Source organism: Humibacillus xanthopallidus (assembly GCF_006717145.1).
Lineage (GTDB): Bacteria > Actinomycetota > Actinomycetes > Actinomycetales > Dermatophilaceae > Humibacillus > Humibacillus xanthopallidus.
The window spans coordinates 2,206,365-2,230,652 of the sequence record NZ_VFQF01000001.1 but is presented as its reverse complement, the minus strand read 5'-3'; the positions used below and the strand labels follow the sequence as shown (position 1 = coordinate 2,230,652).

15 protein-coding genes and 7 pseudogenes are annotated in these 24,288 nt (G+C 65.4%); 14 read left to right on the top strand and 8 right to left on the bottom strand.

The genetic code is table 11. From position 1 onward, the window contains the following. The first annotated feature begins 29 nt into the window (after window positions 1–29). The 11 genes and pseudogenes from FHX52_RS09800 (at window position 30) to FHX52_RS24755 (ending at window position 12,049) form a co-directional block, all read left to right on the top strand. Window positions 30–1,148, top strand: a complete 1,119-nt coding sequence (locus tag FHX52_RS09800; RefSeq protein ID WP_141821713.1) for a hypothetical protein — start codon at window positions 30–32, stop codon at window positions 1,146–1,148. Beyond that, window positions 1,145–1,783 (top strand): serine O-acetyltransferase, encoded by a 639-nt coding sequence (locus FHX52_RS09795; protein WP_141821712.1) that lies wholly within the window; start codon window positions 1,145–1,147, stop codon window positions 1,781–1,783. The genes FHX52_RS09800 and FHX52_RS09795 overlap by 4 nt, the downstream gene beginning before the upstream one ends. Beyond that, complete coding sequence (locus FHX52_RS09790) at window positions 1,780–2,940, top strand: glycosyltransferase family 4 protein (RefSeq protein WP_141821711.1); 1,161 nt, start codon at window positions 1,780–1,782, stop codon at window positions 2,938–2,940. Before FHX52_RS09795 ends, FHX52_RS09790 begins: the two co-directional genes overlap by 4 nt. Window positions 2,941–2,957: 17 nt before the next feature. Continuing rightward, on the top strand, window positions 2,958–3,947 hold the full coding sequence (locus tag FHX52_RS09785; RefSeq protein ID WP_185747170.1) for a TolB family protein: 990 nt from the start codon (window positions 2,958–2,960) through the stop codon (window positions 3,945–3,947). A 200-nt stretch (window positions 3,948–4,147) separates the two neighbouring features. Beyond that, window positions 4,148–5,983 carry a polysaccharide biosynthesis protein gene (locus FHX52_RS09780; RefSeq protein ID WP_141821709.1) on the top strand — a complete coding sequence of 612 codons (1,836 nt, stop codon included), beginning with the start codon at window positions 4,148–4,150 and terminating at the stop codon, window positions 5,981–5,983. Further along, window positions 5,980–7,272: a Vi polysaccharide biosynthesis UDP-N-acetylglucosamine C-6 dehydrogenase TviB gene (tviB, locus tag FHX52_RS09775; RefSeq protein ID WP_281287988.1), complete on the top strand. Its 1,293-nt coding sequence runs from the start codon at window positions 5,980–5,982 to the stop codon at window positions 7,270–7,272. Before FHX52_RS09780 ends, tviB begins: the two co-directional genes overlap by 4 nt. Continuing rightward, window positions 7,269–8,426: a DegT/DnrJ/EryC1/StrS family aminotransferase gene (locus FHX52_RS09770; protein WP_141821708.1), complete on the top strand. Its 1,158-nt coding sequence runs from the start codon at window positions 7,269–7,271 to the stop codon at window positions 8,424–8,426. Before tviB ends, FHX52_RS09770 begins: the two co-directional genes overlap by 4 nt. Further along, a complete protein-coding gene (locus tag FHX52_RS09765; protein ID WP_141821707.1) occupies window positions 8,413–9,048 on the top strand; it encodes a sugar transferase in 636 nt (211 codons plus the stop codon). Before FHX52_RS09770 ends, FHX52_RS09765 begins: the two co-directional genes overlap by 14 nt. Window positions 9,049–9,821: 773 nt before the next feature. Next, a pseudogene (locus FHX52_RS24760) lies at window positions 9,822–10,163 on the top strand (glycosyltransferase); the annotation flags it as partial. A 178-nt stretch (window positions 10,164–10,341) separates the two neighbouring features. Continuing rightward, window positions 10,342–10,551, top strand: coding sequence for a hypothetical protein (locus FHX52_RS24305; protein WP_246069772.1), 210 nt, complete (start codon window positions 10,342–10,344; stop codon window positions 10,549–10,551). Between the two features lie 436 nt (window positions 10,552–10,987). Beyond that, window positions 10,988–12,049 (top strand): glycosyltransferase, encoded by a 1,062-nt coding sequence (locus tag FHX52_RS24755; RefSeq protein WP_141821705.1) that lies wholly within the window; start codon window positions 10,988–10,990, stop codon window positions 12,047–12,049. Window positions 12,050–12,052: 3 nt separating this feature from the next. Here FHX52_RS24755 and FHX52_RS09750 read toward each other — a convergent pair whose 3' ends face one another. The 5 genes and pseudogenes from FHX52_RS09750 to FHX52_RS24300 form a co-directional block, all read right to left on the bottom strand. Continuing rightward, window positions 12,053–12,835, bottom strand: a complete 783-nt coding sequence (locus tag FHX52_RS09750) for an FkbM family methyltransferase (RefSeq protein WP_185747167.1) — start codon at window positions 12,833–12,835, stop codon at window positions 12,053–12,055. A gap of 212 nt (window positions 12,836–13,047) precedes the next feature. After that, a pseudogene (locus FHX52_RS24120) lies at window positions 13,048–13,203 on the bottom strand (IS3 family transposase); the annotation flags it as partial. Between the two features lie 7 nt (window positions 13,204–13,210). Next, entirely contained in the window at window positions 13,211–14,773 is a 1,563-nt protein-coding gene (locus FHX52_RS09745; RefSeq protein WP_141820155.1) for an IS1634 family transposase, read from the bottom strand. 192 nt (window positions 14,774–14,965) lie between these two features. Continuing rightward, window positions 14,966–16,087, bottom strand: a pseudogene (locus tag FHX52_RS09740) (IS3 family transposase); the annotation flags it as partial. 83 nt (window positions 16,088–16,170) lie between these two features. Next, a pseudogene (locus tag FHX52_RS24300) lies at window positions 16,171–17,208 on the bottom strand (IS3 family transposase); the annotation flags it as partial. A gap of 56 nt (window positions 17,209–17,264) precedes the next feature. Between FHX52_RS24300 and FHX52_RS24295 the strand changes: the two are divergent. From FHX52_RS24295 to FHX52_RS09705, 3 pseudogenes are all read left to right on the top strand, one after another. Then, window positions 17,265–18,195, top strand: a pseudogene (locus tag FHX52_RS24295) (IS3 family transposase); the annotation flags it as partial. 38 nt (window positions 18,196–18,233) lie between these two features. Next, window positions 18,234–18,380 (top strand): annotated as a pseudogene (locus FHX52_RS09710) (transposase); the annotation flags it as partial. A gap of 233 nt (window positions 18,381–18,613) precedes the next feature. After that, a pseudogene (locus FHX52_RS09705) lies at window positions 18,614–18,802 on the top strand (transposase); the annotation flags it as partial. Between the two features lie 109 nt (window positions 18,803–18,911). Here FHX52_RS09705 and FHX52_RS09700 read toward each other — a convergent pair. From FHX52_RS09700 to FHX52_RS09690, 3 genes are read right to left on the bottom strand one after another with little or no spacing between them, the layout of a single operon-like run. Then, window positions 18,912–20,048: a glycosyltransferase family 4 protein gene (locus tag FHX52_RS09700; protein ID WP_141821699.1), complete on the bottom strand. Its 1,137-nt coding sequence runs from the start codon at window positions 20,046–20,048 to the stop codon at window positions 18,912–18,914. Between the two features lie 3 nt (window positions 20,049–20,051). Then, window positions 20,052–21,830 carry an ABC transporter ATP-binding protein gene (locus FHX52_RS09695; protein WP_141821698.1) on the bottom strand — a complete coding sequence of 593 codons (1,779 nt, stop codon included), beginning with the start codon at window positions 21,828–21,830 and terminating at the stop codon, window positions 20,052–20,054. After that, entirely contained in the window at window positions 21,827–24,145 is a 2,319-nt protein-coding gene (locus tag FHX52_RS09690) for a glycosyltransferase (protein WP_221630529.1), read from the bottom strand. Before FHX52_RS09690 ends, FHX52_RS09695 begins: the two co-directional genes overlap by 4 nt. Window positions 24,146–24,288 lie beyond the last annotated feature (143 nt).

Genomic DNA, 24,288 nt, shown 5'->3' with positions numbered 1-24,288 from the left:
CCCGTCACCCGTCACCCGAGGAGAGACCGATGACCCTCTCAGCCCTTCCGACCCTGCCGAGCCCGGCCGACCAGACGAGCCGGGGCGCAGGCAGCCCCAGCGTCTGCGTCGTCGTGCCGATCCCCAACGACCCGCCGTGGGAGCTCTTCGACGCGATCCCGCCCGACATCCCGATCATCGTCAGCGACGACAGCGACGGCCACCTCGCGCCGCCGCCGCGCGACAACGTGCACTACTTCGACTACGCCGCTCAGGAGGCGTATGCCGGGTCGCACTACGCCGCGATGCCGCACAAGAGCGCGGCGAGCCGCAACATCGGGCACTACATCGCGTGGAAGGAGGGCTTCGACGTCATCATCGCCCTCGACTACGACTGCCAGACGCGGCCGGGCTGGTTCGACACCCACCTGGCCAACCTGGGTCGGGTCGAGGGAGCGCCGGGCGTGCGGCCGGTCGCCGACAACGGCTGGGTCAACCCCATCACGAAGAGCTTCGACAACGGCGACACCGTCTATGCCCGCGGCTACCCCTACGAGTGGCGCACGCCCTCGCTCGCCGAGACGCGCACCGAGCCGGTCACGGGCGAGGTCGCGCTCAACCTCGGTGTGTGGGACGGCATCCTCGACCTCAACGGCATCGACAAGCTGTATGCCGGTGAGCCGGGTGACCCGGGCGTGCCCGACGGCCCGTCGCGCATCGCCCTCGGCAACATCCCGATCTGCGGCATGAACACCGCCTTCGTCCGCGAGCTGACGCCGGCCTACTACTTCCTGCCCGACCTGTGGGTCAACGGCTGGCAGCTGAGCCGCCACGACGACATCTGGGGCGGCTACGTCACGAAGCGGCTCATGGACCTGCGCGGCGACCTGCTCGCCTACGGCGGCCCTGTCGTCGGCCACACGAAGCAGACCCGGCTCGAGCGGGTCGTCGTGCTCGAGCAGTGGATGCACCTCATGTCGATGCCGTTCTACGACATCGTCGACGAGGCCGCGTCGCGCGTCGAGGTGGGCGACTACGCCGACATGTTCGGCCATTTCGTCGAGGAGTATGCGCGTGGTGTCGAGTCGAGCAGCGCACCGTCGCACTATCGCGAGGTCTACAGCCAGCTGGGCGACTGGATGACCCGCTGGGCGGCGGCGTTCCGATGAGCCGGCCACACGGCATACGGCCTCGGCCGAAGAACCCGCCGCTGCTCGCGGCCCTGCGCGCGGACGCGCGGGAGCTGTCGCGGGTCAAGGCCGCCGACCGTGGCGCCGTCGGCATCGTCGACGCGCTCATGCTGCCGGGCTTCTGGTCGGTGGCCCTGTGGCGGCTCGGGAACTCGTTGCACGAGAAGAAGATCCGCCCGCTGTCGCGGCTGTGCTACTTCGCCAACATGGTGGTCTTCGGGGCCGACCTCGCGTCCGGGGCGGTCGTCGGGCCGGGCTTCGTCATGCCGCACCCGGTCGGCGTCGGCGTCGCGAGCGACTGCGTCTTCGGCGCGCGGTGCCGCGTCATGGGCCTCGTGCGCATCGGCGGCAGCGGCAAGCGCGGCCGGGTCGGGCACCCGGTGCTCGCCGACGACGTGTGGGTGCTCGACGGAGCGAAGATCTTTGGGCCGGTCGAGATCGGCGAGCACTCGGTGATCGGGGCGTCGGCGATCGTCACGTCGGACGTGCCGCCGCGGATGCTCGTGCTGCCGCCCAAGGAGGCCACGGCGATGCGGATGCGCCCGCGGACCGACCTCGAGACGGTGCCGCCGGAGGCCTCGGCTGCGCCGGCGGATGCGGCGGTGGCGTCATGATCGTCGCCTTCGACGCCACGGCCATCGGGTCGGGGCTCGGGGGCGACGAGACGCTCGTGTCGGGCATGCTGCGGGGGCTGCTGCTCTGCGGCGAATCCGACGACCGGGTGCACGTGCTCGCCTCGGAGGGGGCGCGTCTGCCCGACGAGGTGACGGGTGACCCCCGCGTGGCCCTGGAGCGGGTGAGGCGGCGGGCCGGGGCGCTGCACTTCTCCGCCGTGCTGCCCTTCTGGCTCGCCCAGCTGAGCTGGCGTCACCTCGCGCCCGACGTCGTCGTGACGAACACGCACGCTCCGCTCGTGACCCGGCTCCCGGTGGCCCTCATGGTGCCGGACCTGTCGTTCGAGCACCTCGTCGACGGCTACCCGCGCGCGACGCGGATTCGCCTGCAACAGCTTGTCCGTCGCCAGGTGCACACCGCGGCGACGGTGCTGACGATCAGCGACTTCTCGCGTGACGACCTCGTCAGGACCTACGGGCTCGACCCCGCCCGTGTGCACGTCGTGCCGCTGACTGTGGACGCGCCCGCGGAGCCCGACCCTGCAGTGCGTGCGGCGCTGGCCGGTAGGGGAGTGGAGGGGCCCTACGTGCTCTACCTCGGCAACCTGCACCCCCGCAAGAACGTGCCTCGCCTGATCCGGGCGTTCCTCCGGCTGCGCGCGAACGAGCCTCGCCTGCCGGGGCACCGGCTCGTCGTCGCGGGCCGGCCGTGGTTCGGCGGCACGGCGGAGCGTGACGCGGCCGCCGGGGCTCCCGAGGGGAGCGTCGTCTTCCTCGAGCGGGTGAGCGACGCGGAGCGCGAGGTGCTCATGCGCGACGCCGAGGTGCTCGCCTACCTCTCGACCTTCGAGGGCTTCGGGCTGCCGCCGCTCGAGGCGATGGCCCGCGGCACGGCCGTGCTGGCGTCCGACGTGACCTCGATCCCGGAGGTGTGCGCGGGGGCGGCGGTGCTCGTCGCCCCGACCGACGACGCGGCGATCGAGGAGGGGCTGCGCGAGCTGCTCACCGATGCGGGCCTGCGCGGCCGGTGTGAGGCGGCGGGCCTGGAGCGGGCTGCCGACTACGACCTGACGCGCACCGGGCGTGCGATGGTCGACACACTCCGACCGATCGCCCTGCGCGATCCTGCTCAGACTGGGACACTTCACCCAGTATGAGGAGGAGGTGGGTCGTCGTGATGCTCGCGATCGCCGCAGCGGTGGTTGCCGGTGCGGTCACGATCGCCCAGTTCGTCGCACCACCGGTCAGCCAACTGCCGTCCGGGTGGAAGGCTCCGAGCTCCCTGCCCGTCGCCACGGCTCTCCCGTCGACGACCTTCGCCTTCGACTCCGACCGCACCGGCAACTTCGAGCTCTTCACGATGCCCCTCGCGGGAGGGGCGGCCAAGCGCCTGACGAACGACCCGGCATACGACTCCTGGTCACCGCGGATCTCACCCGACCGGCGCACGATCCTCTTCCACCGCACCCCGAAGGGGGTGCACGACCTCGACCAGTCGAAGGTGAGCATCTGGGCCGTCGCCGCCGACGGCACGGGCGCGCGGCAGCTGCGGCCAGCTGGACTCGACGGGTGGTACCAGCAGGGGCATGCCGAGTGGTCGCCCGACGGCACGTCGCTCGTGCTGTTCGGCGGGAGCCGGATCAGCCCCCAGATCTTCCTCACCGACCAGCTCGGGCAGGCGCCGAAGGCCGTGACGAACCGGCCGGGGACCAACCTCGACCCGGCCTTCACGCCCGACGGCAGCCAGATCGTCTTCGTCGGCTGCGCCCAGGCGATCTGCACCGAGACCAACTACGAGATCTACCGCGTGGCGCGCGACGGCTCGAAGGAGACGCGCCTGACGAACGACAGCCTGCGCGACCACGACCCGGTCGTGTCGCCCGACGGGAGCCGGCTCGCATGGCTGACGGCCTTCGGGGGAGCGGGAGTCGGGGTGTGGGACATCCGCGTCGCCGCGGCCGACGGCTCGGGCGCCAAACGGCTGCTCGGCGACAACGGCATCACGAGCCGGCCCGAGTGGCTGCCCGACGGGCGGTCGGTGCTGACCCACCGCATCGCGCCGGGGCGGCTCGCGTTCTCCATCTATCGCGTGGCACTCGACGGGTCGTCCGTCGTGGAGCTGACAAAGGGCCAGCCGGGGAGCAACGAGTACCCCGCGCCGTAGGCCCTCTATCGGTGCAGCATGCCTTCTGTCAATCCTCCCTTGGTGGAGAAGAATTGCCCGAATTCTCGCCCGTAACCCGCTCGCCATCCGCTCGTTGAATCGATCGGAATGGGATGGTCCCGCATTTCGACATTCGTCTGAGACGCCTTGAAAGTTGTCCTAGTATGCGTGGGCGGGGTGGGCATCGGTCAGGGGGAGAAATGCAGTTCGTCAGGTCGTCGGTGAATCTCAAGCGCTCCGTCATGGTGGGCTGGGACGTGCTGGCGTGGGCGCTCTCCTTCGCCGCCTTCGTGCTCGTGCGCTTCGACCTGGAGCTCTCCGACCGGGTGTGGCAGGGCGCGCTGGCCTATCTGGCCGCCGCCATCGTGCTCCAGGTGATCGCCGGATTCCGCTTCCACCTCTATCTCGGCCGCAGCCGCATCGGCAGCTATGACGAGGTGACCCTGCTCGGCTCGATCGTGCTCGGCATCGCCGTTGCTCTCGGCGTCTTCTTCAGCGTCACCCAGCCGGTGTTTTCCCGCGGGCTCGTCATCGCCATGCCGGCCTTGGCATTTCTCGTCATGGCGGCCGGTCGCTGGGTCTTTCGGGCGACCGTCGGCACGGGCCGTCGCAATCGGAATGGCGGCGTGAGCCCCACGGCGAAGCCGGCCCTCATCTATGGAGTCGGCGACGCCGGGCACCAGGTGGCGCGCCTTGTCGAGATCGCAGAGCACCCGCCCTATTCCATCGTCGGCTACATCGACGACGACCCGGCCAAGCGCTACCTCCGGGTGCGCGGCCAGCGCGTGCGCGGCCGGGGTGACGACGTCGTCCACGTGGCCCGCTCGACGGGGGCCGAGATCGTCATCCTCGCTGTCACGCAGGCCACGCCCCAGCTGCTCCAGGCACTCTCTGAACGGTGCAAGAGCGCCGGTCTCGACCTCATCGTCGTGCCGCCGGTGCGCGAGATGATCGCGGGTCGCGTCGAGCTCGACCAGCTGCGCGAGTTCAACGTCGCCGACCTCCTCGGCCGCCGGCCGATCGAGTCGGACCTCTCGGAGATCTCCGACTACGTCGCTGGCAAGGTCGTGCTCGTCACGGGGGCCGGCGGATCGATCGGCTCCGAGCTCTCGCGGCAGGTGAGCGCCCTCGGGCCGGCCAGGCTCGTGCTGCTCGACCGGGACGAGTCGGCGCTCCACGCCGTGCAGCTCACCCTCGACGGCTCTGGCCTGCTCGACAGCGACGACCTCGTGCTATGCGACATCCGCGATCACGCCGCCCTGACCAAGGTCTTCGAGAAGCACCGGCCCGACGTCGTCTTCCACGCGGCCGCCCTCAAGCACCTGCCGATGCTCGAGCGCCACCCCGAGGAGGGGTGGAAGACGAACGTGCTCGGCTCCGTCAACGTGCTGCGCTGCGCGCACGAGAGCGGCGTGCGCCACTTCGTCAACATCTCCACCGACAAGGCCGCCGACCCGACGAGCGTCCTCGGGCAGACGAAGCGGCTGGCCGAGCGGCTCACCGCCTGGTACGCCGCCGAGACCGGCCTGCCCTATCTCTCTGTCCGCTTCGGCAACGTGCTCGGCTCGCGCGGTTCGGTGCTCGACACCTTCCGTGCTCAGATCGAGCGGGGCGGGCCGGTGACGGTCACCCACCCCGAGGTGACGCGCTACTTCATGACCATCCCCGAGGCCTGCGAGCTCGTGCTTCAGGCGGGGGCCATCGGCCGCCCCGGTGACGTGCTCGTTCTCGACATGGGCGAGCCGGTGCGCATCGTCGACGTCGCGCGGCGGCTCATCGACGAGTCGGACAAGGACATCGAGATCGAGTTCGCAGGCCTGCGTCAGGGAGAGAAGCTGCACGAGGTGCTGCTCAGCGACGCCGAGAAGGGCGCGCCGAGCAGCCACCCTCTCATCACCCAGGTGTCGGTGCCCCACCTCGAGCCCCGCGAGGTCCTCGTCGAGGACGCCGATGTGCCCAGTCTCGTTCGCCTGCTGAGGCGTCCGTCGTCGTTGAAGCAGCCCGCGGACTCGACGCCGATGGCATCGTCGTGGTGACGGCACTGCCGGGCCTGCCGCACGGCGTTCGCCTTGCAGTTGTGGGTCTGGGCTATGTCGGCCTTCCCCTGGCCGTGGAGTTCGGCAAGCAGCTCGATGTGCTGGGCTACGACATCGACGGGCGGCGGATCAAGGAGCTGCGGGGCGGACACGACCACACCCTCGAGGTCGGTGACGAGGAGCTTGGCTCGGCATCACGGCTGCGTTTTAGCGCCGACGAGGCCGACCTAGCGGGCGCCAACGTCTACATCGTGACGACACCGACGCCCATCGACGCGTCCAACCAGCCTGATCTGTCGCCGGTCCTGTCGGCGACGAGGGCGATCGCGGCGACTCTTCGGCCAGGTGACGTCGTCGTGTACGAGTCGACGGTCTATCCCGGGGCGACGGAGGAGCGCTGCGTGCCCGTGCTCGAGGAGATTTCGGGGCTCCTCCTCAACCGCGACTTCTTTGTCGGCTACAGCCCAGAGCGGATCAACCCCGGCGATCGCGAGCGTCGGGTTCACAACATCGTCAAGGTGACGTCGGGCTCCACACCTGAGGCGGCCGATTTCGTCGACTCGCTCTATCGCACCATCGTCACGGCGGGCACCCACCGAGCGCCGTCGATCCGGGTGGCGGAGGCCGCGAAGGTCATCGAGAACACCCAACGCGACGTCAACATCGCGCTCATCAACGAGCTCGCCATGCTCTTCAACCGTCTCGGCATCGACACTGAGGACGTGCTGCTCGCGGCGGGCTCGAAGTGGAACTTCCTCGGCTTCCGACCCGGCCTCGTCGGCGGGCACTGCATCGGGGTCGATCCCTACTACCTCACGCACAAGGCCCAGGCGGTCGGCTACCACCCCGAGGTGATCCTCGCCGGGCGTCGACTCAACGACGGCATGGGCGCCTACGTCGCCTCGCAGCTCGTCAAGCGGATGACGAAGCAAGGCATCCAGGTTCAGGGCGCCCGGGTGCTCCTGCTCGGTCTGACCTTCAAGGAGAACACCCCCGACCTGCGCAACTCTCGCGTCGTCGACATTCTCGAGGAGCTCGCGGAGTACGACGTCGAGGTCGACGTGCTCGACCCGTGGGCCGACCCCGAGGAGGCCTTCGCGCAGTACGGCGTCGACCTCGTGACAGAGCCACGCCAGGGCGCGTATGCCGCCGTCATCCTCGCCGTGGCCCACCGGCAGTTTGTCGAGATGGGCGCAGAGCGCATCCGGTCGTTCGGCGCGCCCGGGGCCCACGTGCTCTACGACCTCAAATATGTCCTCGCCAAGTCGGACTCGGACCTGCGGCTGTGAGCGGGCGCATCTTTCTCTCGTCTCCTGACGTGACCGACGCCGAGGAGCTGGCGCTCGTGCGCGCCATCCGCTCCGGGTGGGTCGCGCCCCTCGGTCCCGAGGTCGACGCCTTCGAGGCCGAGCTCGCGGCCTACTGCGGGCGACGTCACGCTGTGGCGCTCTCGTCGGGCACGGCGGCGTTGCACCTCGGGCTGCTCGTGCTGGGCGTCGGCCCGGGCGACCTCGTGGCGACCTCGACGATGACCTTCGCCGCCACGATCAACGCGATCACCTACACCGGCGCCGAGCCCGTGCTCGTCGACTGCGACGAGTCCGGAAACATGGATCCCGTTCTGCTCGCCAAGGCGTTCTCCGACAAGGTGACCGGCGGGCGGCCGGTCAGGGCCGTCGTGCCTGTCGACCTGCTGGGCAAGGTCGTTGACCATGCGCGGATCGGCACTGTGGCCGCGGAGTACAACGTGCCGGTCCTGTCGGACGCAGCCGAGTCGCTCGGTGCGGTGCGTGACGGACTGTCCTCTGCGGCATACGGACTCGCGGCAGCGGTGTCGTTCAACGGCAACAAGATCATGACGACGTCGGGTGGGGGCGCGGTGCTCACGGACGACGCTGCGATCGCCGAGCGGGTGCGCTACCTCGCGACCCAAGCGCGCCAGCCGGTCGTGCACTACGAGCACGTCGACATCGGCTACAACTACCGGCTTTCCAACATCCTCGCTGCCCTCGGGCGGCCGCAGCTGGCGCGGCTGGACGGAATGATCGAGCGGCGGAGGCAGCACCGGTATTGGTATCGCGAGCTCTTTGCCGATGTCGCAGGCGTAACGGTCTTCGGCGAGCCGTCGGGTGTCGATGGCGGCCGCACCCGCGACAACTTCTGGCTGACCTCAGTGCTCATCGACCCGGCTGAGGCCGGCTTCACGAGCGAGGACCTCCGCCTGGCGCTCGCTGACGACGACATCGAGGCCCGCCCGCTGTGGAAGCCGATGCATCTGCAGCCGGTCTTTGCAGATGCCCGCACAGTGGTGAACGGCACGAGTGAGCGGCTCTTCGCCGCCGGTCTATCGCTGCCGAGCGGGTCGGTGCTCGGCGACGAGGAGTTCGCGCGAATCAACTTGGCCGTCACCTCGTTCTTGAGGGGCCTGCGTGCGACGGCCTGAGCGGCGTCGCTACGACGCCGCCAAGCGTGCCCTCGACGTCGCCGTGAGCGCGGTCGGCCTCGTCGTCAGCGCGCCTGTGCAGCTCGTGACCGCCGGTGTCGTGCTGGCTGCCCACGGCCGGCCCGTGCTCTTCCGCCAGCAGCGTCCGGGCAAGGATGGTGTGGTGTTCGAACTGGTGAAGTTCCGGACGATGCGCCATATCGACGCCACTCACGTAACGGACGCTGAACGCCTCACTGGCGCTGGGCGCTTCCTGCGCTCCACGAGTCTCGACGAGCTGCCGACCCTGTGGAACGTGCTGCGTGGCGACATGAGCCTTGTGGGGCCGCGGCCGCTGCTAGTCGAGTACCTCCCGCTCTACAGCCCCGAGCAGTCGCGCCGTCACGAAGTGCGCCCGGGCGTCACTGGCCTCGCCCAGGTCTCAGGTCGCAACACACTCGGCTGGGATGAAAGGCTTGCGCTCGACGTCGACTACGTCGACCGGACCAGCCTGGCACTGGACTTGAAGATCTTGGCTCAGACGGTCGCGTCTGTGCTCGCCCGTCGTGGCATTAGCGGCACCGGCGAAGTGACGATGAGTCGCTTCACGGGTGCCCGCTCCGGCGGAGTAGGGGATGCGTGATGACGGTGTTGGTCGCAGCGGCGATGCCCGCATCAGAAAGTACAGCACGTGGACGCGAGGGCGGGCAGGTCAGCTTCTCCGTTCATCCACGCTTAGACCGTCAGTACTACTGCGACTACCTCGACAGCTTGGACAACAGTTTGTGGTTTCAAACCGAAATTCGCCATCAAGGCTCTTCCAGAGCTCCGAGACCGGGGGGATGATATGGCCGTCATCCTCCCGCAAAGTATGAGTGTCGTCATCGCGGCGAACGTCCTTGCGACCCTCGACCCCGCCGCTGTGACTTGGGCGGATGCGGTGGGGCAGGCGAATGTTGACCCTCGCACATCCCATTCCAGAAAGGCACTGCCAATCGGTCAAAGTCTTCGAGTTTCAAGGAAGTCCCTGGCTTCGCCGCCTGCGCTGGCTCTACACCCGGGAGCGATGGCGAACCCGGAGCGTGTGCCCACGATGTTTCAAGAAGCCCTGCCAGATGGCAACGAGCGGACGACACTCAGCGTCGACGTGCCAACAATGAGCAGCGACGACAGAGTGTTCCTTTCTGCTACGTACCGGTCTAACGGTGGATCAGCGAGTCGTCGCAGGTTCAGCTGTCGCCGGCAAGCCCGAAACAGGTTGGCGTTCAAGTTTGCAAGTGGCTTCGCGCGTCGGAATAGCCTGCCTGGCGACTTCGAGCATTTGCGCCTGATCGAGCGCGCAACTCATCGCGAGTATCTGCGCCGCAGACAGGCTTCAATCTTCCCCGGTTATGCGCCTGGCCGTGGTCCTTCGCGATGGTCACCGCTGAGCGTCGGTGGGTCCTGGGGACGATGAGTGACCCTATTATCAGCGAGCGCGGGCCGAGACTCTGGGGCCTTGTCGTGACGTTTCACCGGCCGGAATCGCTCGCCATGTCCCTTGCAAAGATCGCGGGGCAGAGTCGACCCGTTGACCATCTCTTGGTGGTGGACAACGGCTCCGATGCCAGCGCGCGGGGAGCGGCCGAAGCGGTAGGTGCTTTCTATCTCGATGCTGGCGACAATCGTGGTCCTGCAGGGGGGATCGCATTAGGCATGCGACACATCCTCGAGAGAGCTCAGGATGACGACTGGTTGGTGTTGTTTGACGACGATGACCCGCCACGGACCTCGGAGATGCTCGACAGGCTGTGGCGGTTCGGCCAGCAGCAACACCTACTAGATGCACAAACGGCGGCGGTTGGTCTTGTGGGCGCCAGGTACGATTTCCGCCGGGGGGTCACGCGTCGCGTCGCAGACGAAGATTTGAGTGGCCCGGTCTTGGTAAACTACATTGGTGGAGGCCAACTCCCTTTATTCCGATGCGACGCACTGCGCAAGGCCGGCGTATTCGATGAGAGGCTATTCTTCGGCTTCGACGACCTTGAACATGGTTTGCGGCTCGGTCATGCTGGCTATTCCCTATATGTTGAAGGATCATGGTGGTTGGAAGAACGCATGTTCCATCAAAGAACTGGTCAAGATGCAGCACGGCCGAGAACCGTGAAGGATGTCGCCCCCTGGCGGCGGTATTACTCCGTAAGGAACGCAGTGCTTATCGCTCGCCGCTACTGTGGCACTCTTACCGCAGTGGCCGTCGGCTTAGTGGGCGCAGTCAAGGGCGGAGCTTCTACCGCGCGGGGCGGAGGTCGGATATCCGAGTGGTTCCTTCCGGCGCGTGGGGCCGTCCACGGGCTGATTGGCCTGTATGGGAGGCGCGTCGATCCCGGCCAGAATCGCAAGAGACACCATGACGGGTCGCCCCAATAGAGCCCTCTCGGCATTTGAGCGGGCGGGCGCTGATTTCAAGTCACTTCCCTTCCTTCGGCCAGCCCGAGCCGCGCTGACATACACTCGCTCATGATCATGCACTCGCCGGTATCGCATTGTGACAAACCAAGATCGAGGCCACGGACTCCATCAGCTACCGGGCGCCCGCTCAAATGCGAAGAGCCGTGAACGGGACAGATCGTGAGTGCCAGGTAGAGCCCGCTATCAGCAACCAGTCCGAGCGACGCTCAAGTGTGTTAAGGGGTGGGGTCGCGTACGGACCACCCGCCGAGTACAGTTCTGGACGTTACTTAAGGGAGAATCTGTTGGAAATTAGTCACGGTACCGACGATGTGACGGAGCGTCGAGTTGTTGCGCTGATTGTGACGTTTCGGCGCCGCGAGGATCTCCTGAGGACGCTGGATTCCGTTCGGGCTCAGACATCCGCTGTTTGCCAAGTTGTAGTGGTGGATAACAGTCCAGAACGCGAATGCTCCAGTTACCTCTCCAACGTGGAGGGCGTGCAGTTGCTTTCGAGTGGCCAGAATCTTGGGTTCAGTGGGGGACTGCATTACGGTCTCATAGACATCCTTGGTCAGGGGCAAGCCGATTTGGTTTGGATTTTGGACGATGATTCACCGGTTGCGCCAGACTCCCTTGCTAGGGGGCTTGCGACCTTGTCGAAACTGCCTGCGGCTTCTAGCCTCTCTAACCGTGGGTTTGTCTTCCGTTGGACCGGGATATATACCACCCCGGGTGGCGAGGCGGCGGAACCTGTGGAGGCGGCCCTCGTTGATGGAGGCATCTTCCCGGTAGAGGTCATTAAGAACGCAGGGCCACCGCGGACGGACTTCTTTATGATGTTTGAGGATGCAGACTTTACGCTGCGCATGGGAAGGGCAGGTAGCCAAATCTTCATTTCGGATGCCGTCAGGTCGACTGCACTGCACCGCGGCTCGTCGGGAATCAGCGGTTCTGAGTGGCGCGCCTACTATCAAACCCGGAACTCGGTCCGTTCGGCGCTGGACCTTCGCCATCGCAAACTTCTTGTGGCATCGCTAGCACGCTTCTCTAAGCAGATGGCTTGGGCCGCGTTTCACGGCGGCGATAAGCGAGGCCGCTTGATGGCGCTACGCGTGAAGGGGTTGCATAATGCTCTGACTGGCGTAATGGGAATAACAGTGCACACTGATTCTGCCTCTGGTCAAGGTAGCCGAAGTCGACGGCTCGCTTGAACCTTAGAAAGGCAGGGCCACGAAGGTGTCTTCACCCCTCGTCGTGCGTTGAGTGAAGGCGGCCGTTGCTTTCTCGAAGGCGTCGGTGCACCCGGGCTGAAAACGGTCGTGAAGTTCGACAGCTATTGCCGATACCTTATCAATCCAAGGTTCCGCGCTGGACAGGATTTCGCGTTCTGCGCCCTCTACATCCAGTTTTAGGAGGTCTATGGTTTCGAGCCCGAAAGTAGTGAGAAGAGTGGGTATGTCAATCGCTTGAACGGAATTCATGCCGTCGCGCTGAGAGTGAGAGAAGCTCTCGATCCCTTCCACCCGAAATGCCCATGCACCTTGGCCTGGGTCTACCAGGTTCACGGTTCCGGGATGTTCCCATAGGGCGGCCTGAATGGGCAAGACACGTGCGTATCCGAAGGTGTTCGCGCAGAGAAGTCTGAAATTTCCAGGGTCTGGCTCCATGGCAACTATCGAGGCAGCGGGATATCGAGTCGCGAAGTACGCGGCAGAGAAACCGACATTTGCTCCAGCATCTACAATTACTTTCGGCTGCAAATCAAACGGAAACTCGTACCCCCTCTCTGCGATTACGTGAATGAATGTGCGGAGATCACTGCCTCCAAACCGGATCCGGAATGGCTGCGCGTACCCGGGCCATTCCAATTCGACTTCGCCGGTCGCTCTTGGTCTGTCGCGAAAAGTGAACCAGAGTCCTCTCACAAGGCCAAAGTTGTTCACGTATCGCTTTGATCGTCGACGAGCCCATCTGGCGCGCTCTCTCATTGTTGCCATGGTCGATTGTATGCGGCTCATCCCAATCGAGGGTGTAGGTAACACGGGCGCGTCGATGTCGGGGTAGGGGTCGAGGCCTTCCGATGATGGGAGTTCTGACGCTCCCCACCCGGAAGACCTCGACGTGTCTGACGCTACCTTCGCGACCCCTGACCTGAGCAAGTTCTGCCCGCCTCGATGGGGACTGCTGCACGGATAGGTGACAGGTGGGGTCAGGCTGCCTGAGTGGCAGGTTTGGTCATGATGGTCTCGAACTCGATGGGGGTCAATCGTCCGAGGGCGTCTTGACGGCGTCGACGGTGGTAGGTGCGCTCGATCCAGGTGACGATCGCGATCCGCAGATGTTGGCGGCTGTCCCACCCGAGTCGTGCCGCTTTAGTGTGTCGGCCAGTTCGTGCCGGTAGCGATGATGATGTCGCGGCCAGTGTCGGTGAGGGGGTCGGCTGCGGTGTGCTCGTGCCCGGCGATGGTCAGGGTCATCAGTTGCAGCGGCCGGAGCGTGCGCACGAGCTTCTTGATGCTCATCCCGGTCGCGTCCTGCAGGTAGCGGGCGACGGCAAGAGCCGCGAAGACGATGGTCAGGTGGGCCTCGATCGACTCGCGGGTGTGGTGGAAGATCGGCCGAGCCCGCAGGTCGCTCTTGCTCATCCGGAACGAGGCCTCGACCTGCCACAGGTCGTGGTAGCTCGCGATCACCTCACCGGCGGGCATCACGTCCGCGGGGATGTTCGTCACGTAGCCCTTGAGGCCGGCTAGGCGCCGCGCTCGGGCGAGGGACGCTTCGTCCAGTGACTGGGTGCCGTGCTTCGTGGTGACGAACCGCGGTGTGCGGGCGGCTTTCTCCCCGGCCACGACGGCACGGGCGCGGTTCTCCTGCAGGGTCAGGGTCTTCCCGTCGCGGGCGGCCCTCTTGCGGGAGTAGGCCCACACGGCCCGCCAGGACCGGTCGTGCACGGCCGGGTCCCAGGTCGGCTCCGTCTTCTTGTTGACGTCGTTGACGCCCCGGGCGGCGGTGGTGGCGACGCGTGGGGTGATGGTGTCGATGACTTGCCCGTCGGTGAACGCGTCCCCGTGCCACCGGAAGTGCGACGCCAGGTCCGCCGGCGCCTTCGTCACCCGGGAGCCGACGATGAACCGCAGCCCCGCCGAGTCCAGATCTCTCAGGTTCGACGCGGACAGCATCCCGGCGTCGGCGACGACGACCATGTCCGACAGGGAGTGGCGCTGCTGGAACTGACGGATGATCGGGATCATCGTGGTCGTCTCTGCGGTGTTGCCTTCCCAGCAGCCGATCTCCAACGGGAAGCCGCCCCGGTCGACGAGGAGGCCGACGACGATCTGCGGGTCGACGCGGCGTTCCTTGGAGTAGCCGACCTTGCGCAGCTCGTCCTCGTTCTCTGCCTCGAAGTACAACGTCGTGACGTCGTACAGGCACAGCGACACATCCCCGCTCGCGGTGGCGTGGGTGAAGCACGCGCCCGCGAGCACGTCGCGGTAGCCGCGCTCCTGGGCACGGGCCAGCGACCGGAACATGGTGCGCAACGACGCGTGGGCGACCCCGACCTCCTCAAGCACGCGCAGCGAGTCGGCCTTGGACGTCGGCTCGATGATCCGGGCGAGCACCAGCTGCTGGAACGCCACATCGTCGATGGCATCGAACCCGAGCCGCGTGTACGCGCCCGCCAGGACCTGCCACAGCACCGCGCTGGACTTGGAGGTGATCACCGCGTGCCCGGCCGGGACCGCGCCTGCGCTCAGGTCCAGCTCGCCCTGTCCCGGGTACACCTTGCGGCGGGCGGCCGCGACGAGGGCGGCGAGCTCGGCCTCGGTGTGCGCCGAGCCGAGGTGCTCGAGTACCCGGTCTCGTCCGTCCAGACGCTCAGCGATCTGCACCGCCGTCGCCCCGGAAGCCGTTCGGACCTTCCGCACGAACACCACGAGCGCGACCCTACCGGCCCGCTTAGTGTGTCAACGCGACTCAGCGCACCGCCTTGACCAGCACAAACGCTCGGCCAATCGCCGAGATCGCCAAAAGTGGCACGAGTCAGGTGATTTGGTGGATAACGTCCTCGAGAAGCATCCGGGGATGCTTACAGGGGGGACTGCTGCACGGATAGGTGACAGGTGGGGTCAGGCTGCCTGAGTGGCAGGTTTGGTCATGATGGTCTCGAACTCGATGGGGGTCAATCGTCCGAGGGCGTCTTGACGGCGTCGACGGTGGTAGGTGCGCTCGATCCAGGTGACGATCGCGATCCGCAGATGTTGGCGGCTGTCCCAGGCTCGACGGTTGAGGACGTTCTTCTGCAGCAGGGCGAAGAATGACTCCATGGCGGCGTTGTCACCGGCCGCGCCGACCTTGCCCATCGAGCCGACCATGCCGTGCCGGTGCAGAGCGCGGACGAATCTCCTTGACCCGAATTGCGATCCGCGGTCGGTGTGCAGAATGCAGCCGGCGACCTGCCCGCGTCGGGCGATGGCGTTGTTCAGGGCGGCGACGGCCAGCCGGGAGGTCATCCGGTCGCTGATCGAGTAGCCGACGATCCGGTTGGAGTAGGGCGTCCTTGATCGCACACCGGTAGAGCTTGCCCTCACCGGTCCAGTGCTCCGTGATGTCCGAGAGCCACAACCGGTTCCGGTCCGGGGCGGTGAAGACGCGTTTGACGAGGTCGTCGTGGACGGCAGGTCCGGGTCTCTTACCGTTCTTGCCCCGCTTCTTGCCGAACGCCGACCACCAGCCGTTGGCCGAGCAGACCCGCCACATGGTCCGGTCACAGGCCTGGAGGCCGGCGTCGCGGGCTTCGTCGGCCAGGTACCGGTAGCCGAACTCGGGGTCGTCCCGGTGGGCATCGAACAGCGCGTTGGCCAGGTGGGCCTCGGCTCTGTCGCTCGCGGTGACCGGTGCAGCCAGCCAGCGGTAGTACGGCTGGCGGGCGATCTTCAGGACCCGGCACGTCACCGCGACGGGAATCCCATCGGCGGCCAGCTCGCGGACGAGCGGGTACATCATTTTCCCGGCAGGTTCGCCTGCGACAGGTACGCCGCGGCTCGGCGCAGGACCTCGTTCTCCTGCTCGAGCAGACGGATGCGTTTCTTGCCCTCGCGTAACTCGGCATTCTCGGCCGCTGTGGCTCCTGGCTTGATGCCGTCCTCGACGTCGGCATCGCGCATCCAGTTGCGCAGGCAGGACTCGGCGATGCCGAAGTCGGCCGCGATCTGCTTGAGCGACTGGCCCGGTTCACGGCCGCGTGCAACGGCCCGCTTAGTGTGTCAACGCGACTCAGCGCACCGCCTTGACCAGCACAAACGCTCGGCTAATCGCCGAGATCGCCAAAAGTGGCACGAGTCAGGTCCCAGGCTCGACGGTTGAGGACGTTCTTCTGCAGCAGGGCGAAGAATGACTCCATGGCGGCGTTGTCACCGGCCGCGCCGACCTTGCCCATCGAGCCGACCATGCCGTGCCGGTGCAGAGCGCGGACGAATCTCCTTGACCTGAATTGCGATCCGCGGTCGGTGTGCAGAATGCAGCCGGCGACCTGCCCGCGTCGGGCGATGGCGTTGTTCAGGGCGGCGACGGCCAGCCGGGAGGTCATCCGGTCGCTGATCGAGTAGCCGACGATCCGGTTGGAGTAGGGCGTCCTTGATCGCACACCGGTAGAGCTTGCCCTCACCGGTCCAGTGCTCCGTGATGTCCGAGAGCCACAACCGGTTCCGGTCCGGGGCGGTGAAGACGCGTTTGACGAGGTCGTCGTGGACGGCAGGTCCGGGTCTCTTACCGTTCTTGCCCCGCTTCTTGCCGAACGCCGACCACCAGCCGTTGGCCGAGCAGACCCGCCACATGGTCCGGTCACAGGCCTGGAGGCCGGCGTCGCGGGCTTCGTCGGCCAGGTACCGGTAGCCGAACTCGGGGTCGTCCCGGTGGGCATCGAACAGCGCGTTGTCCAGGTGGGCCTCGGCTCTGTCGCTCGCGGTGACCGGTGCAGCCAGCCAGCGGTAGTACGGCTGGCGGGCGATCTTCAGGACCCGGCACGTCACCGCGACGGGAATCCCATCGGCGGCCAGCTCGCGGACGAGCGGGTACATCATTTTCCCGGCAGGTTCGCCTGCGACAGGTACGCCGCGGCTCGGCGCAGGACCTCGTTCTCCTGCTCGAGCAGACGGATGCGTTTCCTGGCCTCGCGTAACTCGGCATTCTCGGCCGCTGTGGCTCCTGGCTTGATGCCGTCCTCGACGTCGGCATCGCGCATCCAGTTGCGCAGGCAGGACTCGGCGATGCCGAAGTCGGCCGCGATCTGCTTGAGCGACTGGCCCGGTTCACGGCCGCGTGCAACGTTCACGACGTCGTCACGGAACTCTTTGGGGTAGGGCTTGGGCACGGTGAACATCCTTCCAGCGGCGCCCTTCAGCGCCACAGATCAGGTGTCACCTATCCGTGCAGCAGTCCCATGAGTACCGGGAGCGGTTCGGCGTCGAGCCGATCTGTGCCGTGCTGTCGGAGCACGGCGTGAAGATCGCGCCGTCCACCTACTACGCCCACAAGGCTGCTCCGGTCTCTGACGCGGCGCTGGAGGAGGCGTACCTCGTGAACGCGCTGGTGACCCTCTGGCAGGAGAACTGGGGCGTGTACGGGGTCCGGAAGATGTGGCACGCAGCCCGCCGCGCAGGGATCGAGGTGGCCCGCGACCAGGTCGGCCGGCTGATGCAGGTCGCCGGGATCCACGGCGTCCTCCCGCGGCCGGCACCGCACCGTCACCACGAGGCGCGACGAGGCGGCGGCCCGTCACCCGGACCTGGTGCACCGCGGCTGGGACGCCCCGACCGGGCCGGACCAGCTGTGGGTGGCTGACTTCTCCTACGTGTGGACGCTGGCCGGGTTCGTGTACGTCACGTTCGTCGTCGACGTGTTCTCCCGACGGGTCCTCGGGTGGCGGGTCACCACGAGCAAGCACACGGCGCTGGTCACCGACGCGCTGCGCCAGGCGCTCAACGTCCGCGCCCGGCGTGAGTCCCATTGGACATCAACAGGTTTGGTGCACCGCTCGGATGCCGGATCGCAGTACACGTCGGTGGCGTTCACCGCCGAGCTGATCGCTGCCGGGATCGCCGGCTCGATCGGGACCGTCGGGGACGCGCTCGACAACGCGCTGTGCGAGTCCACCAGCGGCCTGTTCAAGACCGAGGCCATCGACATCACCGGACCCGCCTGGGCCGACCGCCGCGAGGTCGAGTGGCAGGTCGCCCGCTGGGTCCACTGGGACAACCACCGGCGCCTGCACTCCTCGATGGGGAACCTGCACCCGATTGAATACGAGCACGCCCACCGCCAGGCTAAGACCGTGGCCCCCAACCCGGAGGTCGCGTAAACAACCAGCCCTCCGGGAGACTCAGGACACTTCACAGGTCCAACGGTCCGACCGAGGCCCTCAACGGACGGCTCGAGCACCTCCGCGGCTCCGCCTTGGGCTTCCGCAACCTCACCCACTACATCGCTAGATGCCTACTCGAGGCGGGCGGGTTCAGACCACAACTACACCCTCGATTGGGATGAGCCTTGTATGCCTCTGCCCTCACCGTGACGGGGGGCAGTAGCAGCAGTGCATGAACCCGACCTGAGTCGTGCCACTTTCGGTGATCTCGGCGACTAGCCGAGCGTTTGTGCTGGTCAAGGCGTTGCGTTGGGGCGCGTACACACACTGAGCGGGCCGGTAGGGTCGCGCTCGTGGTGTTCGTGCGGAAGGTTCGGACGGCTTCCGGGGCGACGGCGGTGCAGATCGCTGAGCGAAGCGCGCCGCCGATGCGCTGGCCTACTTCGACCGGCCCGGCACGAGCAACGGCCTGACCGAGGCGATCAACGGCCGGCTCGAGGACCTGCGCGGCTCCGCCCTGGGCTTCCGCAACCTCACCAACTACATCACCAGATCCCTGCTCGAGACCGGAAGATTCAGACCCCGCCTACACCCTGGATTGTGATGAGCCTCGTTACGCGACAGGCACTTTTGCGCGTTCGGGACCGGTGTCAGATCACGACACGTGAACGATCCGGGCTAAGCCGGCAAGACTCGGGCTTGACTAATCTGGCTCAGCTATACGCATTCTCGAAAAACGCAATCATGGCTTTGTTAATGTGCTTGATGTCAAATCTTCTTTCAAAGGATGACCGGGCCGCAGCTGCCATTGCGGCTGCCTCCTGGGCGTTCCCTAAGACCCGAGTCAATGCCCGAGCGATGGCCTCCGCATCTCCCGGCGCAGTCGCAATTCCGGTAAGTGCATGCTCGTCCCCATTGAGAACCTCAAGGGTGGTCGGGATCGATGAAGCAACAATCGGGCAACCCACTGCCATCGCTTCCATCAGCACGCCGCCAAAGCCTTCGCGCTCTGAGGGAAAACAGAAGACGTCTGCGGCGGAGAGGAGAGCCGGAATATCATGGCGATGACCAAGAAAGTGAACCCTCATTCGATCCTGTTCGACCTTGGAGCGCAGTGAAGATGCAGACCTCCCGTCCTTGCCGGCGACGAGCGTAAGCACATCTGGATGAGCACGTGAAACGGCCGGCAATGCGTTGAGCAAGTGATGAAGGCCCTTCTGAGGCTCGAGGCGCCCAATCGCGAGAATAACTTTCGCATCGTCCGGGATGCCGAGTGCGCCACGCGTATTGCGGCGCAGTTCGGAATCGCGGTACCGATATGCATGGGGGTCTCGCCCCCGCGGGATTACGGTGACTCTGCTGCGGGCGATACCAAGGCGATGCGGAACGGTGCCCGCTATAGCTTCAGAAATGGCGTGGAAGCCATTCGCGAATTGGGCTGTGCAGGCGTCCAGCGCGCGGGCGACGTGGAGTTTCGCCGTCATCGATTCAGCGTAGTGCGATGAGCCGTACGAGTCGTTCACAATGCTCGTTGATGAAGGAATACCCAAAGCCTTCGCGGCCGCACGCCCAGCGACGTCTGCTTCGTAAAGCGTCGTATGCACCAGATCCGGCGACGTCCGGCGGGCCACCTTCAGAACTGCCCTAAAGTTTGCGGCCCGCCCTGCTCGCGAGTCCCGCTGATGGATGACCGCGCCCGCATTCCGTATGCTATGCGCTAGGTCCAGCCGCATTCCCAACGGGAGTATGTGAAGGTCGATACCGCCAGCGATCAGGCCCGGCGCCATCTCAACCAAGGAGGTTTCGGCTCCGCCGGGCGCGAGACTGTCGATGACGTAGAGGAGTCGCAATCTCTAGTCCTTCGACGTCATTGAGATGCCCGCGACCGCTAGAGCGTTCCTGTAGAAGGCGCTATCTCGGTGAAGGTTGGCAGGCGAGTCAAAGGCGGTGATCCGACCGGCCTCAAGGACCATGATGCGGTCGCACATATCCAAGGTTGACATACGGTGGGCGATGATCACTACCGCTACCTGCCCCTTCAACGCTTCAAGAGTGTCACGAATAAGGGACTCGCTGGCTCCATCCAAGGCCGACGTTGGCTCATCGAGTACGAGAAGCTCTGGCTTGCCGGCTAGTGCGCGGGCAATGGATAGGCGTTGCCGCTGACCTCCAGAGAGGTGCGCACCCAATTGGCCAAGATGGGTGTTGAAGGAGCTCGGAAGTGCTTCGACGTCCTGCAAGATGTTCGCCTGTGTCAAGGCATCAACTATCATCAAGTCGTCAATGCCGTTCCTAAAGAAGCGAACGTTTTCGGCGACGGTGCCGGTGAGGAGTCGGGCTTCCTGGGGGACGAACGCAACCCTGCTGCTCCACCACCGCTTGTCTACATCGCGCAGGTCCACTCCGTCGACTCGCACTTTGCCCCGAGTGGGTTGCCTGAGTCCTAGCAGTAACTGAGCCACGGTCGACTTTCCAGCCCCTGATGGGCCGATGACTCCCACGACTTCGCCCGGCTGAATCTGGAATGTCGCGGTGAAGAGAGTCACCCGTTCGGGCGTGTACGCGAACTCGACCTCGAGGGCCTCCAGCGGTGTCACGGCGCCTGGGATGCGGTGCCCGGCGCCTGCGGCGTGCGATTCATAGCGCTCCACTGTGGTGCGAATCTGATCAATGAACGGGGCGTTGGCGGCGAGCGAACCGCTGGCGGTCGCGAGTTGCTGGCCGTAGCTGAGAGAGCGCAGCATCAGGAGCATCACGGTGCCGATGACCGTGAGGCTGTCGACGCCGACCAGCGTCAAGACCCCGACCCCTCCTAGGACGGCGGCATAGGCGAGCGATATGTATACCGGGGGCAGAGACTGAGTCAGTATCAGGACTCTGCGTTGGGTACCCGTGGCTTGGTGCGTGAGCTCATCGATTCTGTCTGAGATCTGGCGTTCCACGCCAAATGTGTGCATTTCCAGACCGAATGAGCCCAATTCTGAAACAGCGTTTGCAAAGTTCACGCCAGCACCGGCGGAGGCGGCAGCATGTCGCCGGATTCTTTGCCGCAGGGGGGCCAGAATTGCTCCAACGAGCGTCAGCGCCACCAAGACCCCCAGCGTCGATCCCGGATCTACCAAAAGGCCGGCCCCAAGAAATGCTAAAAGGCTGAGGAGGGCGGTTACCGCTTGCGTCAGTGTCACGACGGTGTTGTTTACTCGAAGGACAAAGGTCGTGAGGAGTTCCTGCAATCGTCCCGCTGGCTCAGCCTGTTGAGTGGGCCAGTCCGTCTCAAGGTAGGCGTGTGACAGGACGAATCGTTGATCAGTGGTCACGTTGGCGGCAAGATCGGCCGAGGTTCGGACCCCAGCCATATTGAGAATAAGTCGCACGATGAGGACAATGGCGGCGATGAGTAACGCGTGTCCGAGAGCGACTGTTTGCCCAAGGATTGGACCAACTGCAGGTCGTTCCCCAACTAGCGCCATCGCGACCCCTGTAACGGTTACGAGGAAGAAGGCCTCGAGCAGTGCGCCGAAGAAGGAGACCGCGGCGAGCAATGCCATTTGCCCCTGATGCCTTGACAGTAGTTTCCTAAATCCTAAAGTTCTACCAATTCTCTTGTCCGTCGGATTGCCCTTGAGGTTCATAGGGCGCCTGCTTGATCTTGGTCCTTGACTGCTGAGGCGCCAGTAAGTCCACGTCCTCTCCAGGACCGTGAGGTGTTGACGGAGCCATCTTCGATCTGGCCGGCGACGAGCGACCACCAAAGGTTGGCCGTGGCGTCGATCGAGAAAAGCCTCTCGCAACGGAGCCGGGCTTGAGTGCCCATGTCCCTGTGGCGTCGACCGTCTGCCAGTAGTTCTTCGATTCGATCGGCGATATCTTCTGGCCGGTCTGTAGTTATCACGAAACCGGTTACACCGTCGTCGACTATGTCGGCCACACCGGCTGCAGCGGTCGATACGACTGGGAGGCCACTCAGCCCCGCCTCGATGAGTACTCCTGGCATTCCTTCGGTGCCCAAATCACTCGTCATAGCCAAGAGAGAGGCCTGGCGAAGTAGTTGGGGCACATCGGTTCGGACACCCATCAGGTTCACTCCCAGCGCCGCCGCGCGAGCGCCCAGGGAGTGCCGCAATGGACCGTCACCGACGATCGCCGCGCCAAATTCCACATTTCGAGAGCGCAGCACCTCGATGACGTCGAGAAACAGTCCAGGCCTCTTGCCCGGCTCGAGGTGCCCGACAAATAGGACAAGGGCTCGATCTATATTCCCTGCCTCCGCTGGAGGCGGAGAATAGGTGCTTGGGTCCCTACCATTGGGGATAAGTGTGAGTTTGCCGCGCGGTATGCGAAGCAGGTTGTTGGCCTGTTGGACTATTGCTTCGGAGACCCCAACGACCCGCGTCGCGCGCGCTGCTAGGAAACGGTAGAGCCATTTGCGGTAACCTCGCGCTAGCTCGTTCGACGAGAGCCCCACCTTGTAATAGATGGTGGGGGTGCGCCCAGCGGCCGCAATGGCATACTTCAGCGACTCACCCCCGTGGGCGACAATCACGTTGACCCGGTTCTTGCGCACCGCGCGTCGTAAGCGGGTTACTGCCTGCGGATCGAGACCTGCCCTACGCATGGGTCCTGAGCGGACATGCAATCTCACATCTGCGCGCAGCGCGGCCTCGGGAGCCTCGAAAAGGGAGGCGGCCAGGTGGCGTTGGCTCGGGTCGCCTTTGAGTGCGTCACGCAACCGTCCTGCGTATACCTGAGCGCCACGGTCTAGATCAGAGGGCAAAACGTGCAACACCGTGGTTCGATTATCGTCCACAAGTCCTAGCGCTGCTCCTTTCCGATGCGCGACAGCCGCATAGGTTTCCATAGACAGGCGCGCGACGGCATGCTGGTCGAACCGCTCGAGTGCACGGGTACGTGCCGCGGCCGCCAGCAGGACACGGAGGTCCGGATGGTCGAGCAGGCGGTCCACGGCGCGGGTCAACGATTCAGCGCTGTTCGGGGAGGCGAGAAGCAGGTGGATCCCATCGTCGCCAATCTCCCGGCAGCCGCGGATATCGGTGAGGACCATGGGCACCCCACATGCTGCCGCCTCCATCGAGGCTCGGGAGAAACCTTCTCGGTAAGAGGCGAGGACGAAGACGTCCAAAGCCGAGTAGACCGAGGGCATGTCCTGTCGTTCCTCGACGAAGCGAACCGCACTTGCCCCGCAGACTTCGGCATCAGCACGCCCGTCCGTCTCGTCTGCGGGACCGACCCAGACAAACGCCGCCTTGTTAGCCAGGCGGTTCGCTGTCTGAGTGAACTCGGCAAGCCCCTTCTCGCGCACTCGCCTACCGACGGTTCCGACCAACAACTGGTCGTGGGCGATACCGAGCTCGGACCGCACCCGGCGACGACCCTCAGGGTCCGGCGAGAAGCGCCCGAGGTCGACGCCGTTGCCAACAACGCGGTGACGGCCGCGCTTGAGGGCCCACCGTTGGGTCCTTAGGTCCTCGGCGTTCTGGAAGAGTTCAAAATCTGAGAAGCGCGCCGCGAGTCCCTCAAGCGCGTAGACGAATGAGCGTTTGGCGATGTGATCGTCTGGCAGCGCCCAAAGACCGTGGCACGTGTTTACGACGACAGGCACGCCGGCCAGCCGCCCGGCGATTCGACCCATGACGCCCGTTTTGGGGTTGTGTGTGTGCAGCACGTCGAGCTCTAGACCTCGGATCGTCCGCACCAGCCCCCGAAAGGCGGCGGCGTCGCTCCTCGGATCCCAAGAGCGGGTGAGCTTCACGACGGGCACGTGCGTCACGCCCAGCGACTCGATCCGTTCGACATACGGCCCCGGCGCGCTGATGCCAAAGACCGTGTGCCCCTGCTCGATGTCCACCGCCAACTCGGTCCCAAGCAACAGAGCGAGGCTCATGTCTACAGTCGTCAGATGGGCAATCCGCAAGGGGCGGTCGCTCATTGGCGCACCCGAGTCTGCCGTCACCGCATGATGGTCGCAGGGCAAAGCCTCCCCTGCAAACGTCCGTCAAAAATCTCCCGGAGAGTGGCTGCTCGCCGTCGGATAGGATCGTGGTTTACTGCCCATCGACAGGCAGGGCTTAC

Excerpts from the sequence above, each read along its gene's own strand:
- FHX52_RS09790 (WP_141821711.1), top strand. The coding sequence starts at position 1,780 with ATGATCGTCGCCTTCGACGCCACGGCCATCGGGTCGGGGCTCGGGGGC.
- FHX52_RS09695 (WP_141821698.1), bottom strand. The coding sequence starts at position 21,830 with ATGAACCTCAAGGGCAATCCGACGGACAAGAGAATTGGTAGAACTTTA.
- FHX52_RS09780 (WP_141821709.1), top strand. The coding sequence starts at position 4,148 with ATGCAGTTCGTCAGGTCGTCGGTGAATCTCAAGCGCTCCGTCATGGTG.
- FHX52_RS09750 (WP_185747167.1), bottom strand. The coding sequence starts at position 12,835 with ATGGCAACAATGAGAGAGCGCGCCAGATGGGCTCGTCGACGATCAAAG.
- FHX52_RS09795 (WP_141821712.1), top strand. The coding sequence starts at position 1,145 with ATGAGCCGGCCACACGGCATACGGCCTCGGCCGAAGAACCCGCCGCTG.
- FHX52_RS24755 (WP_141821705.1), top strand. The coding sequence starts at position 10,988 with ATGCGAAGAGCCGTGAACGGGACAGATCGTGAGTGCCAGGTAGAGCCC.
- FHX52_RS09800 (WP_141821713.1), top strand. The coding sequence starts at position 30 with ATGACCCTCTCAGCCCTTCCGACCCTGCCGAGCCCGGCCGACCAGACG.
- FHX52_RS09690 (WP_221630529.1), bottom strand. The coding sequence starts at position 24,145 with ATGAGCGACCGCCCCTTGCGGATTGCCCATCTGACGACTGTAGACATG.